The following is a 16,513-nucleotide window of genomic DNA, read 5'->3' as shown; positions in this document are numbered from 1 at the left end:
GCCGTGACCCCGCCGGCCCCCTGACCAGGGTGCCGCCGGGCGGCCGTCGGTCAGGTGTGCGGAACGGTGACCGCCGTCGCCACCAGGCCGTGCCGGACCGTCCAGCGGCCCTCGAAGCGGGCCGGCCGGTGGCCGCCCACACGGGGTCCCGGCACCAGCAGGGCCGCCCGGAAGGTGCCCTGCGGCGGGGCGCCGGGGTCCTGGGCGATCTCGATGTCGGCCTCGGTGAAGTCCAGCCAGGCCCGGGTGAGCGGGAACCACGCCTTGTACACCGACTCCTTGGCGCTGAACAGCAGCCGGTCCCAGGGCACCCCGGGCCGTTCGGCGGCCAGCCGGCGCAGCCGGGCCCGCTCCGCGGGCAGGGCCACGGTGTCCAGTACGCCGTCCGGGAGGGCGGCGGCGGGCTCGGCGTCGATGCCGAGGGAGGCGAGGTCCGCGGCGCGGACCAGGGCGGCGGCGCCGTAGCCGTCGCAGTGGGTCATGCTGCCGAGCAGGCCGGCCGGCCAGAGGGGCACGCCGCGCTCGCCGGTCAGGACGGGCTGGGGTGGCACGCCGAGCTTCTCCATGGCCCGCCGTGCGCAGGCGCGGACGACCGCGTACTCCCGGCGCCGCTTGGCGACGGCCCGGGCGACGGCCGCGGCCTCCTCGGGGTGGAGCGGCGGCACCGGCCGGCTCTCGTCCACGCCGACGGCCTCCACGGCGACCACCGTGTCCGGCAGCAGTTCCTCGATCACCGGGCCTCTTCCTCCGCGGACCGGGCGCGGGCGCGGCACTCCCTGGTTCCCCGTCGTCGCCGTCACCACTCGGTCCCCCCTCCGGGCAGGCCGTCCTCCGCGCACCGTCACCGCGGCGCGTCCCCGCGGGACCCGTCCGTCCCGGTCCCAGGACCCGGGCCCACGCGCCGGTTCCACGAGATCACATCGGACACCGGCCGACAAGCGCGACCGGCGCGGCGGAGCCCGGCGACTCGGGGGGCCGGAGCCCGGCGATCCGGGAGGCGCGGAACACGGCGCCGCAAGGGCGCGGAGCCCGGTGATCAGGCCCGGGAACGCCCGGCCGGCGGACGCCCGGTGGGCATCGGGCGGCGGTGGGCGCATCCTTGACACACGCGTTGCGCGGCAACGCCTCCGAGCCCCTATGATCGGCCCAACACCACCGTCTCGAACCTCCCCCCGCGCAGGGCGGCTCGGTGTCCCTTCATCTCCCCTGGCCGGGCACGGCCCTGCTTCGCCCTGCCCGCGAACCGTGAAAGGTGGCCTGCATGGTCTCTCGCGTACGCGTCTGGCTCAACCGCACGTACGCGGAGAACGTGTTCTTCGTGGAGCAGCTGCGGAGAAACCCCAGCGACCGCGCCGTCGAGATCCACGCCACCCACGGTGACCCCGACTCCCCCGTCCTGGCCGCCGCCGACACCGCCGAGCTGGAACCGGAGTCCCTCTCCCCCGCCGCGTACGTTGAGTACGCCCTGGACCAGTGCCGGCGGCGGGGCATCGACGTGTTCGTGCCCCGGCTGCACCAGGCGGCGATCGTGGCGCACCGCGCCGAGTTCGAGGCGGCCGGCACGGCGCTGCTCGCGCCGCGGGCCGAGGCGGTCGCCGTCTTCCAGGACAAGGTGGCCGGCTACGAGGCGGCCCGGGCCGTCGGCGTGCCGGTGCCGCCGTGGTGGCGGGTGCGCACGGCCGAGGAACTGCTGTCCGCCGTGACGGAGCTGGAGGAGGGGGGCCACCGCGCCTGCTTCAAGCCGGCCTCCGGGGCCGGCGGGGTCGGGTTCCGGGTGATCACCCGGGAGCCGTACTCGATGGCGCAGCTCAACGGCTTCCCCAGCCCGTACGTGCCGCTGGACCTGGTCGTTCAGGCGGTGCGGACGGCCGAGGAGCCCGTCGACTGGCTGGTCATGCCGCGGCTGGAGGAGCCGGAGGTGTCGGTGGACCTGCTCACCGGCCCCGACGACCGGGTCCGGCTGGCCGTGGGCCGTACCAAGAACGGCCGGCGTCGCGGTTTCACCCTTCAGGACCAGTGGCTGGAGCCGGCCCGCCGGCTCGCGCGGCGGTTCGGGCTGCACTTCCTGTCCAACGTCCAGTTCCGGATGTACGGCGACCGGCCCGTGCTGATGGACGTCAACACCCGCCCGGCGGGCGGGCTGCACCAGCTGGCGCTGTGCGGGGTGAACGCCCCGTGGGCGGCGGTGCGGCTGGCGCTCGGCGAGGACCCGGGCGAGATCGTGCCGCCGTTCCTGGGCCAGGACTACGCGGTGGTGTCCGGGCCCCGGCCGCTGTGCCCGGTGCCCTTGCCGCAGCGGCACACGGACGACCCGGCCCTCGCCTCGGCCCACGGCCCCGTACCGGACACCGCTGCGGCCCCGGCCGCCCCGGCCGACGCCGCCGCGAAGCCCCTGGTCGCCCCCGGCGCCGCCCCGGTGGCCGCCTCCTCCCGTCCGGACCCCGGCCTCCGGGGCTGAGCCCGGGCCGCTAGCGGAGGTATGCCAGGCCCGGGTGGACGGCGGTGTAGCCGTCGAGCAGACGGCGGGCGACCGTCACGGAGTCCACGAGCGGGTGCAGCGCGAAGGCCTTGACGGCGGCCGCGCGGGACCCGGACCCGGCCGCCGCGAGCACCGCGCGCTCGGTGGCCTTGACCGCGCAGACCAGGCCGGTGGCATGACCGGGCAGCGGGTCCACCGCCACCGGGTGGGCGCCGGTGGCGTCGACCACGCAGGGCACCTCGACGACGGCATCGGCGTCCAGTACCGGCAGGGTGCCGCGATTGCGGACGTTGAGGATCAGGGTCGTGCGTTCGTTCCGGGCCACGGCCCGCATCAGCGCCAGCGCCACCTGCTCGTAGCCGCCGGACAGGTCCTCGGCCTCGCGTTCACCGGCGCCCGCCGCCTCGCGGTTCTCGGCCATGTAGGTGGCCTCGCGCTCGGCGCGGGTCCGGTTCCACAGCTCCAGCGCCGGGACCTCGGGGTCGCGGGCGCGGGCGTAGAACGCGGCCTGCTGGTCGTGCAGGAAGGCGCCCCGGGTCTGCCGGGCCTCCCGGTAGGCGCGTACGGCCTCCCGGCCGAAGTAGTAGTAGTGCAGGTACTCGTTGGGGATCGCGCCGAGGGACTGGAGCCACTCGGGGCCGAAGAGCCGGCCCTCCTCGAAGGAGCCGAGCAGGGCCGGGTCGGCGAGCAGCCGCGGGAGCTCGTCGCGGCCGGCCACGCCCAGGCCGCGCACCCAGCCGAGGTGGTTGAGGCCCGCGTAGTCGATCCACGCCCGGTCCGGGTCGACGCCGAGCACGCGGGCGATCCGCCGGCCGAGGCCGACCGGCGAGTCGCAGATGCCGATGACGCGGTCGCCGAGGTGCCGGGACATGGCCTCGGTGACGAGTCCGGCGGGGTTGGTGAAGTTGATGACCCAGGCGTGCGGGGCCAGGCGGGCCACGCGGCGCGCGATGTCGTCGACGACGGGGACGGTGCGCAGGCCGTAGGCGATGCCGCCCGCGCCGACCGTCTCCTGACCGAGGACGCCCTCGGCGAGGGCCACCCGCTCGTCGTCGGCGCGTCCCCGCAGGCCGCCGACGCGGATGGCGGAGAACACGAAGTCGGCGCCGGTCAGCGCCTCGTCCAGGTCGGTGGTGGCGCTCACCTCGGGGGCGTCGGGCACCCCGGCCGCCTGCTCGGCGAGCACCCGGGTGATCGCCGCCAGCCGCCCGGCGTCCAGGTCGTGCAGCACCACCCGGGTCACCCGCCCCTCACCCCGGTCGGCCAGCAGCGCCCCGTACACCAGGGGCACCCGGAATCCGCCGCCGCCCAGAACCGTCAGCCTCACGTCCGCACCCTTCCCTCGCGGGCCCGCCTCCTGCCTGGCGCCGATCATGGCACGCCCCGGGCACCGGCCGGGCCCGGCGGTCACCAAGGGCGAGGGCCCGCGGAGGGGAGCCAGGCGGTCACGCACCGGTGACCGACCGTGGCCCCGGGCCACCGGCGAGCGCGTCTGCCACATTTCTCACAGCGGTCACAGGCCACCGACGGGCACGCACAGGGGCAACCCAGATATATGGTGCAGACTGCACTCATCCCGCCGCCCCAGAGCACACCGGCACCGATCGCCCCGCACCGATCGCCCCGCACCGGTGGCCCGCGCAGAAAGGCCGCACGCCGTGAGCACGTCCCCCATATCCGCCCGGCCCGAGCAGCACCGGCCGGGCCGGTCCCGGCGCACAATGCTCACCGCGCTCGGCGCGCTGCCGGCCGCCGCCGCCCTGAGCGCGCTCCCGGCGGCCCCCGCGCGGGCGGCGGACGGCACCGGCGGCGGCCCGTCGGAGCGCCGGACGCTCACCGCCTCCGTCACCCCGGAGGCGGGCGGCACCTACGGCGTGGGCATGCCCGTGTCGGTCACCTTCTCGCACGCCGTCACGGACCGGGCGGCGGTCGAGCGGGCGATCACGGTCACCGCCGACCCGGGCGTCGAGGTGGCGGGCCACTGGTTCGGCGCCACCCGGCTGGACTTCCGGCCGAGGACGTACTGGGCCCCCGGCACGACCGTCACGGTCCGGCTGCGTCTGAAGGGCGTGCGCTCCGCCGAGGGCCGCTACGGCGACCGGGACCAGACCCTCGCCTTCCGCATCGGCCGCTCGCAGATCAGCACGGTCGACCTGGCGGAGAAGCGGATGACCGTCGTGCGGGACGGCAGGAAGATCGCCGCCTACCCGGTCACCGGCGGCGACGCCGGCCACGCCACCTGGTCCGGCGTCATGGTGATCAGCGAGCGGCTGAAGCAGACCCGCATGGAGTCCTCGACGGTCGGTCTCGGCCACGAGTACGACATCCCGGACGTCCCGCACGCCCAGCGGCTGACCACGTCGGGCACCTTCATCCACGGCAACTACTGGACCGACGCGAAGGTGTTCGGGCACGACAACACCACGCACGGCTGCATCGGCCTGCACGACGCCAAGGACCCGGACGACGACGCGACCGCGGGGCACGCGTTCTTCGCGGGCTCCCGGCTCGGTGACGTGGTGGTCGTGAAGAACTCCGGAGAGCGGACCGTCGCCGCGGACAACGGGCTCAACGGCTGGAACCTCTCGTGGAAGGAATGGACGGCGGGCAGCGCGCTGCAGCCCTCCGGCCACTGATTCATTCGGTGAACTCATCGGCCCCGTAGGGACTTTCTCGGTTTCACCTCTTGACGACGGCGGGAGCTGAGAGCACATTGGGCGCACTCTGAGAGCGCTCTCAGCCCCGAGCGCGCCTCGGGGCGCTCGTGCTCCCCACTCACGCACCCGAGAGGCACCCCCACATGAGAGAACCTTCCGGCACCCCCCGCAGACGGCGGCCACTGCGCCGGGCGCTCGTCGCCGTCGTCGGCGTGCTCGGCCTCGCCGCGACGGCCACCGCCGTGACCGGCCCGACGGCGACGGCCGCCGCTCCCCCGCCCCCGTCCGGCTGGAACCAGGTCTTCGTCGACGACTTCGAGGGCCCCGCGGGTTCCGGGGTGAACACCGCCAACTGGCAGTACGCCACCGGGACTTCGTACCCCGGCGGCCCGGCCAACTGGGGCACCGGCGAGATCGAGACGATGACGTCCAGCACGGACAACGTCTCCCTCGACGGCAACGGCAACCTGCGCATCACCCCGCGCCGTGACGCGGCCGGCAACTGGACCTCCGGACGCATCGAGACCAACCGCACCGACTTCGAGCCCCCGGCCGGCGGCACGCTGCGCGTGGAGGCCCGCATCCAGGTCCCGAACGTCACGGGCGCCGCGGCCAAGGGCTACTGGCCGGCGTTCTGGATGCTCGGCGCGCCCTACCGGGGCAACTACTGGAACTGGCCCGCCGTCGGCGAGATCGACATCATGGAGAACACCCAGGGTCTCAACACGATCTGGGCCACGATGCACTGCGGCACCTCACCCGGCGGCCCCTGCAACGAGACCAGCGGCATCGGCTCCAGCACCACCTGCACCGGCACCACCTGCCAGGCCGGCTTCCACACCTACCGGATGGAGTGGGACCGCTCCACGTCCGTGGAGGAGATCCGCTTCTACCTCGACGGCAACCACTTCCACACGGTCCGCGAGACCCAGGTCGACGCCACGACGTGGGCGAACGCCACCGACCACGGCTACTACATCATCCTCAACGTGGCGATGGGCGGCGGCTTCCCGAACGCCTTCGGCGGCGGCCCGGACGCCGGCACCCAGCCCGGCCACTCGATGCTCGTCGACTACGTCCAGGTGCTGTCGGCCGATGGGAGCGGTACCACGCCCCCGCCGAGCGGCAGCCGCGACGCCTACTCCACGATCCAGGCGGAGTCCTACGACGGCCAGTCCGGCGTCGGCACCGAGACGACCCTCGACTCCGGCGGCGGCCAGAACATCGGCTTCCTCGCCAACGGCGACTGGGCCGTCTACAAGGGCGTCGACTTCGGCTCCACGGCGGCGAGACAGTTCTCCGCGCGCGTGGCCAGCGGTGCCCCGTCCGGGGTGAGCGGCCTGGTGGAGGTGCGCCTGGACAGCCGTACCAGCGCGCCGATCGGCAGCTTCGCCGTCGGCAACACCGGGGGCTGGCAGTCCTGGCGGACGGTGCCGGCGAACATCTCCGCGGTGACGGGCACGCACGACGTCTATCTGACCTTCAGCAGCGGCCAGCCGGCGGACTTCGTGAACGTGAACTGGTTCTCCTTCGGACGCTGAGCCCCGCAGGGGCGCAGGGGCCTGGAGGGCATCGACCCCCCGCAGGAGGCGAAGGGGCCGCACGCACGCGTGCGGCCCCTTCCGCATGCGCGCCGCGGAAGTCGCGCCGCGCGGCGTCCGTTCAGCGCAGCTCGGCCCGGAACGCCGCCGGGGTGGTCTCCGTGTGCTGATGGAAGAACTTGGAGAAGTTGGCGGCGTCCGGGAAGCCGACGGCCGCCCCGACCCGGCCGATGGGCAGGTCGGTGTGGGCGAGGAGGCGCTTGGCCTCCAGGACGACGCGGTGGTCGATGAACGCCTTGGGCGTCTGCCCGGTGGCGGCCCGGACCGCGCGGACCAGGGTGCGGCGGGAGTAACCGAGCGCGTCGGCATAGGCGCTGACGCTGTGATTGGTCGCGAAGCCCTCCTCGACGGCGTCCCGGAAGAGGGTGAACGTCGTGTCCGCCGGCCCGGGCCGCACCGCCTCGGCCGAACTGGCGGCGAGGTGGGCCAGGCGCAGAAGGAACGCGGAGAGCGAGTGGCGCAGCACGGCGGTGTGCAGGCTGAGCGGCAGGGTCGTCTCGTCCTCGTACTCGCGCCGCAGGTGCTCCAACGCGGCGTGCAGGGCCGCCCGCTGGGCCGGGCCGGGGTGGAGCAGGGGCGGCAGGTCGTAGCGGTACAGGCCGGCGGCCTCGACGGTGGCGCGGGGCAGGAAGCCGGGCTGCATGGTCAGCACGGTTCCGCGGTACTCGCCGTGCGGCGCGAAGCGGTGGACCTGCCCCGGGCGGATCCACAGCAGGTCGCCGGGCCCGGCCTCGTACTCGGTGAAGTCGATCATGTGCCGGACCGGGCCGCCGGTGAAGAGCATGACGACGTGGAAGTCGATGCGGTGCACCCGGTGCAGGGGCGCCTCGGCGTGCCAGGTGCGGCCCGCGCCCATGGGTCCGACCAACATGCCGACGCCGAGGACGCTGAGGTCGGCCGGGAAGGGGAGGGTTCTGATCGCGTCGCCCCCCGGCGCGCCGCCACCGGGCGCGTCGGCGCCGCCTTGGAGGTGTTCGTCCGCCATGTCCTTCTCGTGCCTCCTCAGTCGCGCACAGGCCGGCTCAGGTGCGCGCCGGGCCGCCGAGCGGTGTCCCACTTTCACCACAGGCTGGCACACCCCGACCTTCACCTTCAAAAGTCAGACTTTTAAGTTTGAACCCATCGGACCAGCTGCCTCGCTCCCACTGAGGATTTCTTGAAGATGAGCACGCACCCATCGGATCGCGGGGACCGCCTCGACTGGACCGGACTCGACCGGCGTGCCGTCGACACCGCCCGCCTGTTGGCGGCCGATGCCGTGCAGAAGGCCGGGAACGGACACCCGGGCACCGCGATGAGCCTGGCGCCCGCCGCGTACACGATCTTTCAGAAGGTGATGCGGCACGACCCCGCCGACCCCGAGTGGACCGGCCGTGACCGCTTCGTCCTCTCCCCCGGCCACACCTCGCTGACCCTCTACACGCAGCTGTACCTCGCCGGGTACGAGCTGGAGCTGGACGACCTCAAGGCGTTCCGCACGCACGGCTCGAAGACGCCCGGCCACCCGGAGTACGGCCACACCGCGGGCGTGGAGACCACCACCGGCCCGCTGGGCCAGGGTGTCGCCAACGCCGTCGGCATGGCGATGGCCGCCCGCTACGAGCGCGGCCTGTTCGACCCCGACGCCCCCGCGGGCACCTCCCCGTTCGACCACACCGTCTGGGCGGTCGTCTCCGACGGCGACCTCCAGGAGGGCGTCTCGGCGGAGGCGTCCTCGCTGGCCGGCCACCAGAAACTGGGCAACCTGGTCTTCCTGTACGACGACAACCACATCTCCATCGAGGGCGACACCGCCACCGCGTTCTCCGAGGACGTGCTGAAGCGGTACGAGGCCTACGGCTGGCACGTGCAGCGGATCGAGCCGACCGCCGACGGCGACGTCGACGTGCACGCGCTGTACGCGGCGCTCAGGGCGGCGCAAGCCGAGACCGGGCACCCCTCGATCATCGCGATGCGCACCGTCATCGCCTGGCCGGCGCCGAACGCCCGCGACACCGAGGCCTCCCACGGTTCCGCCCTCGGCGCGGAGGAGGTCGCCGCCACCAAGCGAGTCCTCGGCTTCGACCCGGCGCGCGACTTCCAGGTCGCCGGCGACGTCCTCGCCCACACCCGCCGCGCCCTGGACCGGGGCGCCGAGGCGCACGCCGCCTGGGACAGGCGGATCGCCGAGTGGCGGGCGGTCCGGCCGGAGCGCGCCGAGCTGTTCGACCGTGTGGTCACCGGCCGGCTGCCCGAGGGCTGGGAGGACGCGGTCCCGGTCTTCGAGACGGGCAAGGGCGTCGCCACCCGCGCCGCCTCCGGCAAGGTGCTCCAGGCGCTCGGCGCGGTGATCCCCGAGCTGTGGGGCGGCTCCGCCGACCTGGCCGGTTCGAACAACACCACGATCGACAAGACGTCGTCGTTCCTGCCGGCGGACAACCCGCTGCCCGAGGCGGACCCGTACGGCCGCACGATCCACTTCGGCATCCGCGAGCACGCCATGGCCGCGGAGATGAACGGCATCGCGCTGCACGGCAACACCCGCGTCTACGGCGGCACCTTCCTGGTGTTCTCCGACTACATGCGCAACGCGGTCCGCATGTCCGCCCTGATGCAGCTGCCGGTGACGTACGTGTGGACGCACGACTCCATCGGCCTGGGCGAGGACGGCCCCACCCACCAGCCCGTCGAGCACCTGGCCTCGCTGCGCGCCATCCCCGGCCTGAACGTCGTCCGCCCGGCCGACGCCAACGAGACCGCGATCGCCTGGCGCGAGATCCTGCGGCGGCACGGCACCGCCCCGGCCCCGCACGGGCTGGCGCTGACCCGGCAGGCCGTACCGGTCCACGAGCCGGACCCGGACGCGGCCCGCGGCGGCTACGTCCTGCGCGAGGCCTCCGGCGGCGCCCCCGCGGTGCTGCTCGTCGCCACCGGCTCCGAGGTGCACCTGGCCGTGGCCGCGCGGGAGCTGCTGGAGGCGGAGGGCATCGCCACCCGGGTGGTGTCCATGCCGTCCGTGGAGTGGTTCGAGGAGCAGCCGCGGGAGTACCGCGAGCGCGTGCTGCCACCGTCCGTGCGGGCCCGGGTGGCCGTCGAGGCCGGTGTGGGCCTGACCTGGCACCGGTTCGTGGGCGACGCCGGCCGGATCGTCTCCCTGGAGCACTTCGGCGCCTCCGCCGACGCCGCCACCCTGTTCGCCGAGTACGGCTTCACCCCCGAGAACGTCGCCGCCGCGGCCAAGGAGTCCCTGGCCGCCGCCCGCGGCTGATCCGAGCATCCCGCACCTTCCGAGAAAGCAGATGATCACAGTGACCGAAGCCCCCGCGAGCGCGGCGGCCCTGCGACGCCTGTCCGAGCAGGGCGTCTCCGTCTGGCTGGACGACCTGTCCCGCACCCGGATCGCCTCCGGCGCCCTCGCCGAGCTGATCGCCACCCGGCACGTCGTCGGCGTCACCACCAATCCGTCGATCTTCCAGGCCGCCATCGGCTCCGGTGCGGGCTACGAGGAGCAGCTCGCCGACCTCGCGGTGCGGGGCGTGACCGTCGACGAGGCGGTCCGGATGATGACCACCGCCGACGTCCGGGCCGCCGCGGACGTCCTGCGGCCGGTGTACGAGGCCACGGGCGGCCGGGACGGCCGGGTCTCCATCGAGGTCGACCCGCGCCTGGCCCACGACACGGCGGCCACCGTCGCCGAGGCCCGGCAGCTGGCCTGGCTCGTGGACCGCCCCAACGTGATGATCAAGATTCCGGCGACCAGGGCCGGTCTTCCGGCGATCACCGAAGTCGTCGGCGCCGGGATCAGCGTCAACGTGACACTGATCTTCTCCCTGGAGCGGTACGGGGAGGTCATGGACGCCTACCTCGCCGGGCTGGAGCAGGCACAGGCGGCCGGGCTCGACCTGTCCGCGATCCACTCGGTGGCCTCCTTCTTCGTCTCCCGCGTGGACGGCGAGATCGACAAGCGGCTGACGCTGCTCGGCACGGACGAGGCCCTGGCTTTGAAGGGCAGGGCGGCCCTGGCCAACGCTCGGCTGGCCTACGCGGCCTACGAGCAGGTGTTCGGCTCCGCCGACGGCGGGACGCCGCCGGGGAACCGGTGGGCCGCCCTCGCGGGCACCCGCGCGAACAAGCAGCGCCCCCTGTGGGCGTCCACCGGTGTGAAGGACCCCGCATATCGGGACACCCTGTACGTGGAGGAGCTGGTCGCTCCCGGCACCGTGAACACGATGCCGGAGGCCACCCTGGAGGCCGCCGCCGATCACGGTGACGTCCAGGGCGACACGGTCACCGGTGGTTACGCCCAGGCCCGGGCCGACCTCGCGGCCGTGGAGCGGCTCGGCATCTCGTACGACGAGGTGGTGGAGCAGCTGGAGCAGGAGGGCGTCGCCAAGTTCGAGGTGGCCTGGCAGGACCTGCTCGACGCCGTGACGAAGTCCCTCAACAGCAAGGGAGTTGACGGGGAATGAGCGAGGACCTTCCCGCCCCTACGGCCGGCGGGACCGAGGAGACGAAGCAGAGCAAGGAGGCCAAGGAGAACAGGGCCGCTCGGGAGGCCGCCGGGGTCGTCGACGCCGGGGAGCCGCTGACGGCCGACGAGCGGCCGGAGGACGGGGCCCCCGCCGCCTCCCGTTCCGGAGCCGGACCCCGCGCCGGAGCCGGGGCGGACGGCAGGGGTGCCGCGGCGGCCGGGACCGAACCCACGGCGGCCGGGAGCGGTGCCGCCCCCGTGGTCGCCCCGGCACCCGAGTGGAGCAACCCGCTGCGCGATCCCCGCGACCGGCGGCTGCCGCGCATCGCGGGGCCGTCGGGGCTGGTCATCTTCGGCGTCACGGGCGACCTGTCCCGCCGCAAGCTCATGCCGGCGGTGTACGACCTGGCCAACCGCGGCCTGCTGCCGCCGGGGTTCTCGCTGGTGGGCTTCGCCCGCCGGGACTGGGAGAACCAGGACTTCGCGCAGGTCGTGCACGAGGCCGTCAAGGAGCACGCGCGGACCCCGTTCCGCGAGGAGGTCTGGCAGCAGCTCGCCGAGGGCATGCGGTTCATCCCCGGCGACTTCGACGACGACACCGCGTTCAAGCAACTGCGCGAGGCCGTCCAGGAGCTGGACGCCGCCCGCGGCACCAGCGGCAACTACGCCTTCTACCTCTCCGTGCCCCCGAGGTTCTTCCCCAAGGTCGTCCAGCAGCTGAAGAAGCACGGGCTGGCGGACGCCCCCGAGGGCTCCTGGCGGCGCGCGGTCATCGAAAAGCCCTTCGGTCACGACCTGGCGAGCGCCCGCGAGCTGAACGCGATCGTGCACGAGGTGTTCGAGCCGGACCAGGTCTTCCGCATCGACCACTACCTGGGCAAGGAGACCGTCCAGAACATCCTGGCGCTGCGCTTCGCCAACCAGATGTTCGAGCCGATCTGGAACCGGTCCTACGTCGATCACGTGCAGATCACCATGGCCGAGGACATCGGCATCGGCGGCCGGGCCGGCTACTACGACGGCATCGGCGCCGCCCGCGACGTCATCCAGAACCACCTGCTCCAGCTGATGGCGCTGACCGCGATGGAGGAGCCGGCCGCGTTCGACGCGGCCTCGCTGCTCACCGAGAAGCTGAAGGTGTTCCGGGCGGTGCGGCTGCCCGACGACCTCGGCCGGCACACCGTGCGCGGGCAGTACGCAGCGGCCTGGCAGGGCGGCGCCGAGGTGCGCGGTTACCTGGAGGAGGACGGCATCGACCCGGCCTCCACCACCGACACCTACGCGGCGATCAAGCTGGCGATCGACAACCGCCGCTGGGCGGGCGTCCCCTTCTACCTGCGTACCGGCAAGCGGCTGGGCCGCCGGGTCACCGAGATCGCGGTCGTCTTCCAGCGCGCCCCGCACTCCCCCTTCGACACCACGGCGACGGAGGAGCTGGGCGAGAACGCCATCGTGATCCGCGTCCAGCCCGACGAGGGCATGACGGTACGGTTCGGCTCCAAGGTGCCGGGCACCTCCATGGAGATCCGGGACGTGTCGATGGACTTCGCCTACGGCGAGTCGTTCACCGAGTCCAGCCCGGAGGCGTACGAGCGGCTCATCCTCGACGTCCTCCTGGGAGACGCCAACCTGTTCCCCCGTCACCAGGAGGTGGAAGAGTCCTGGCGGATCCTCGACCCCGTCGAGGAGTACTGGGCCGGGCACGGCAGGCCCGCGCAGTACGCCGCGGGCAGCTGGGGCCCCGCGGAAGCGGACGAGATGCTCGCACGAGACGGACGGAGCTGGCGCAGGCCATGAGGATCGACCTGACCGACACCACGGCAAGCAAGATCAACAAGGCGCTGGTGCAGGGCCGCCGGGCCATCGGGACGCCCGCCGTCGGCATGGTCCTGACGATCGTGGTCGTCACGGACGAGGAGAACGCCTACGACGCGACCAAGGCGGCCGAGGAGGCCTCGCACGAGCACCCCTCGCGCACCCTGGTCGTCATCAAGCGGCACCCCCGCAATCCCCGCGAGCGCACCAAGTCCCACCTGGACGCCGAGATCCGGGTCGGCTCGGAGGCCGGCACCGGCGAGACGGTGGTGCTGCGGATGTACGGCGAGGTCACCGAGCACGCCGACTCCGTCGTCCTGCCGCTGCTGCTGCCGGACGCCCCGGTCGTGGTGTGGTGGCCGGTGGACGCGCCCGTCGACCCGGCCCAGGACCCCCTCGGCGCGCTGGCCCAGCGCCGGATCACCGACCTGTACGCGGTGGAGGACCCGCTCGCGACCCTCGAGGCCCGGGTCCGCTCCTACGCGCCCGGTGACACCGACCTGGCGTGGACGCGGCTGACCCCGTGGCGCTCGATGCTGGCGGCGGCCCTGGACCAGGCCCGCGTCCCGGTGACGTCGGCGGCCGTGGAGGCGGAGGCCGACAACCCGGCCGCCGAGCTGCTGGCCCGCTGGCTCCAGGCCCGCCTGGGCGTCGCCGTCGACCGGGTGGTCACCGACGGTCCGGTGGTGACCGGCGTCCGGCTCGGCACCGCGGACGGCGAGATCGTCATCGACCGGCCCGAGGGCCCGCTGGCCACCCTGACCCTGCCGAACCAGCCCCCGCGCACCCTGGCGCTCAAGGTGCGCACGACCGCCGAACTCATCGCCGAGGAGCTGCGGCGCCTCGACGCCGACGAGATGTACGCCATCGCCCTGCGCGGCGAGGGCACGAAGGAGACGCCGGTCCATGTCTGACTCCCCCGCGCTCACCCGGCGCCCCCAGTGGACCGCACTGGTGGACCACCGGGAGGAGGCGCTGCCCCGTCCCGGCCTGCGTGAGCTGTTCGCCGCCGACCCCACCCGCGCGGAGCGGTACGTGGTCCGCGTCGGCGACCTGCGCATCGACTACTCCAAGAACCTGGTCACCGACGAGACCCTGGCCCTGCTCCAGGAACTGGCCGCCGCCACCGGCGTGGCCGAGCTGCGCGACGCGATGTTCCGCGGCGAGCGGATCAACGTCACCGAGGACCGGGCGGTGCTGCACACCGCGCTGCGCGCCCCGCGGGACGCGGTGATCGAGGTCGACGGCGAGAACGTGGTGCCGAAGGTGCACGCCGTGCTGGACAGGATGGCGGCGTTCGCGGACCGGGTCCGCTCCGGCGAGTGGACCGGGCACACCGGCAGGCCCATCCGCAACGTCGTCAACATCGGCATCGGCGGCTCCGACCTGGGCCCCGCCATGGCGTACGAGGCGCTGCGGGCCTACTCGGCACGGGAGTTGACGTTCCGGTTCGTGTCGAACGTGGACGGCGCCGATCTGCACGAGGCGCTGCGGGACCTGGACCCGGCGGAAACCCTGTTCATCGTGGCGTCCAAGACCTTCACCACGATCGAGACGATCACCAACGCCACCTCGGCCCGCTCCTGGCTGCTGGCCGGGACGGGAGGTGACGACAAGGCGGTCGCCCGGCACTTCGTGGCCCTGTCGACGAACGCGGAGAAGGTCACCGAGTTCGGCATCGACGCCGACAACATGTTCGAGTTCTGGGACTGGGTCGGCGGACGCTACTCCTACGACTCGGCGATCGGCCTGTCGTTGATGATCGCCATCGGCCCGGACCGCTTCCGGGAGATGCTCGACGGCTTCCGCATCGTCGACGAGCACTTCCGCAACGCCGACCCGGAGGCCAACGCGCCGCTGATCCTGGGCCTGCTGGGCGTCTGGTACGGCAACTTCCTGGGCGCCCAGTCGCACGCGGTGCTGCCGTACTCGCACTACCTGTCCCTGTTCCCGGCCTACCTCCAGCAGCTCGACATGGAGTCCAACGGCAAGTCCGTGGACCGCGACGGGCGCGAGGTCGACTGGCAGACCGGGCCGGTGGTGTGGGGCACGCCCGGCACCAACGGGCAGCACGCCTACTACCAGCTGCTCCACCAGGGCACCAAGCTGGTCCCGGCCGACTTCATCGGGTTCGCCCGGCCGGTGGCCGAGCTGAGCGAGGAACTGAAGGCCCAGCACGACCTGCTGATGGCCAACTTCTTCGCCCAGACCCAGGCGCTCGCGTTCGGCAAGACCGCGGAGGAGGTGCGGGCCGAGGGCGTGCCCGAGGAGCAGGTGCCGCACCGCACCTTCCGGGGCGACCACCCCACCACCACCGTCCTGGCGACCGAGCTGACCCCGTCGGTCCTGGGCCAGCTGGTCGCGCTGTACGAGCACAAGGTGTTCGTGCAGGGCGCGATCTGGCACATCGACTCCTTCGACCAGTGGGGCGTAGAACTCGGCAAGGTCCTCGCCAAGCGCGTCGAACCCGCCCTGACCGAAGGCGCCGACGTGCCCGGTCTCGACCCGTCCACGGCCGCGCTGGTGGCCGCCTACCGCGAACTGAAGGAAGGGCACTGACATGCAGATCGGTCTTGTTGGTCTCGGCAAGATGGGCGGCAACATGCGCGAGCGCCTGCGCAACGCCGGCCACGAGGTCATCGGGTACGACACCAATCCCGAACTCTCCGACGTGGACAACCTGGTGGAACTCGCCGACCGGCTCGCCGCGCCCCGCGCGGTCTGGGTCATGGTCCCGGCCGGCGCCGTCACCCAGAACGTCATCGACCAGCTCGGCGGCATCCTCAAGCCCGGCGACACCGTGATCGACGGCGGCAACTCCCGCTGGACCGACGACGAGAAGCACGCCGAGGAGCTGGGCCGGCGCGGCATCGGCTTCGTGGACGCGGGTGTCTCGGGCGGTGTGTGGGGGCTGGAGAACGGCTACGCGCTGATGGTCGGCGGCGACGAGGAGCACGTCGGCCGGCTGCGTCCGATCTTCGACGCCCTCAAGCCGGAGGGCCCCTACGGCTACGTCCACGCGGGCAAGGTCGGCGCCGGCCACTTCGCGAAGATGGTCCACAACGGCATCGAGTACGCGATGATGCAGGCCTACGCCGAGGGCTGGGAGCTGCTGGAGAAGGCCGCCTCCGTGGACAACGTCCGCGAGGTCTTCCGCTCCTGGCAGGAGGGCACGGTCATCCGCTCCTGGCTGCTGGACCTCGCGGTCAGCGCCCTCGACGAGGACGAGCACCTCCAGAAGCTGCGCGGCTACGCCGAGGACTCCGGCGAGGGCCGGTGGACCGTGGAGGCCGCGATCGACAACGCGGTGCCGCTGCCGGCGATCACCGCGTCGCTGTTCGCACGGTTCTCCTCCCGCCAGGAGGACTCGCCGCAGATGAAGATGATCGCCGCGCTGCGCAACCAGTTCGGCGGCCACGCGGTGGAGGCCGCCAAGAAGTAGGCCGCCGCCCAGCCGCCGAGTCGGCTGCCCCGAAAGCCCGTTGACGTGATCGGCCGGTTCGGGTCAGAG

The 16,513-nt window shown here is 73.2% G+C and carries 12 protein-coding genes; 9 read left to right on the top strand and 3 right to left on the bottom strand.

The genetic code is table 11. The annotated features are described in order from the left end of the window. Window positions 1-50 precede the first annotated feature (50 nt). Window positions 51-734 (bottom strand): 4'-phosphopantetheinyl transferase family protein, encoded by a 684-nt coding sequence (locus ACZ45Q_RS17620; RefSeq protein WP_468261602.1) that lies wholly within the window; start codon window positions 732-734, stop codon window positions 51-53. Between the two features lie 527 nt (window positions 735-1,261). Here ACZ45Q_RS17620 and ACZ45Q_RS17615 point away from each other — a divergent pair. After that, complete coding sequence (locus ACZ45Q_RS17615; protein WP_468261599.1) at window positions 1,262-2,458, top strand: ATP-grasp domain-containing protein; 1,197 nt, start codon at window positions 1,262-1,264, stop codon at window positions 2,456-2,458. 10 nt (window positions 2,459-2,468) lie between these two features. On the opposite strand, the gene ACZ45Q_RS17610 is transcribed toward ACZ45Q_RS17615, so the two are convergent. Continuing rightward, a complete protein-coding gene (locus ACZ45Q_RS17610; RefSeq protein WP_468261596.1) occupies window positions 2,469-3,806 on the bottom strand; it encodes a 6-phospho-beta-glucosidase in 1,338 nt (445 codons plus the stop codon). A 331-nt stretch (window positions 3,807-4,137) separates the two neighbouring features. On the opposite strand from ACZ45Q_RS17610, the gene ACZ45Q_RS17605 reads away from it, so the two are divergent. Together ACZ45Q_RS17605 and ACZ45Q_RS17600 are read left to right on the top strand one after the other, a co-directional pair. Next, complete coding sequence (locus tag ACZ45Q_RS17605) at window positions 4,138-5,115, top strand: L,D-transpeptidase (protein WP_468261594.1); 978 nt, start codon at window positions 4,138-4,140, stop codon at window positions 5,113-5,115. A 164-nt stretch (window positions 5,116-5,279) separates the two neighbouring features. Beyond that, the gene (locus tag ACZ45Q_RS17600; RefSeq protein ID WP_468261591.1) at window positions 5,280-6,677 is read left to right on the top strand and encodes a glycoside hydrolase family 16 protein; all 1,398 of its coding nucleotides are present in this window, start codon (window positions 5,280-5,282) and stop codon (window positions 6,675-6,677) included. A 121-nt stretch (window positions 6,678-6,798) separates the two neighbouring features. On the opposite strand, the gene ACZ45Q_RS17595 is transcribed toward ACZ45Q_RS17600, so the two are convergent. Next, complete coding sequence (locus ACZ45Q_RS17595; protein ID WP_468261589.1) at window positions 6,799-7,722, bottom strand: helix-turn-helix transcriptional regulator; 924 nt, start codon at window positions 7,720-7,722, stop codon at window positions 6,799-6,801. Between the two features lie 177 nt (window positions 7,723-7,899). Between ACZ45Q_RS17595 and tkt the strand changes: the two genes are divergently transcribed. From tkt to gnd, 6 genes are read left to right on the top strand one after another with little or no spacing between them, the layout of a single operon-like run. After that, on the top strand, window positions 7,900-9,984 hold the full coding sequence (tkt, locus tag ACZ45Q_RS17590) for a transketolase (RefSeq protein ID WP_468261587.1): 2,085 nt from the start codon (window positions 7,900-7,902) through the stop codon (window positions 9,982-9,984). 31 nt (window positions 9,985-10,015) lie between these two features. Further along, the gene (tal, locus tag ACZ45Q_RS17585; protein ID WP_468261584.1) at window positions 10,016-11,185 is read left to right on the top strand and encodes a transaldolase; all 1,170 of its coding nucleotides are present in this window, start codon (window positions 10,016-10,018) and stop codon (window positions 11,183-11,185) included. Then, window positions 11,182-12,984, top strand: coding sequence for a glucose-6-phosphate dehydrogenase (zwf, locus tag ACZ45Q_RS17580; RefSeq protein WP_468261582.1), 1,803 nt, complete (start codon window positions 11,182-11,184; stop codon window positions 12,982-12,984). Before tal ends, zwf begins: the two co-directional genes overlap by 4 nt. After that, a complete protein-coding gene (opcA, locus tag ACZ45Q_RS17575) occupies window positions 12,981-13,916 on the top strand; it encodes a glucose-6-phosphate dehydrogenase assembly protein OpcA (RefSeq protein WP_468261579.1) in 936 nt (311 codons plus the stop codon). The genes zwf and opcA overlap by 4 nt, the downstream gene beginning before the upstream one ends. Beyond that, the gene (pgi, locus tag ACZ45Q_RS17570; protein ID WP_468261577.1) at window positions 13,909-15,561 is read left to right on the top strand and encodes a glucose-6-phosphate isomerase; all 1,653 of its coding nucleotides are present in this window, start codon (window positions 13,909-13,911) and stop codon (window positions 15,559-15,561) included. The genes opcA and pgi overlap by 8 nt, the downstream gene beginning before the upstream one ends. Window position 15,562: 1 nt before the next feature. Beyond that, the gene (gnd, locus tag ACZ45Q_RS17565) at window positions 15,563-16,444 is read left to right on the top strand and encodes a phosphogluconate dehydrogenase (NAD(+)-dependent, decarboxylating) (protein ID WP_468261575.1); all 882 of its coding nucleotides are present in this window, start codon (window positions 15,563-15,565) and stop codon (window positions 16,442-16,444) included. The last annotated feature ends 69 nt before the right edge of the window (window positions 16,445-16,513 follow it).

The sequence above is a fragment of the Streptomyces sp. NPDC031049 genome (assembly GCF_055571015.1).
The sequence above is the reverse complement of the archived record's forward strand: the minus strand, read 5'-3'. Positions and strand labels throughout refer to the sequence as shown.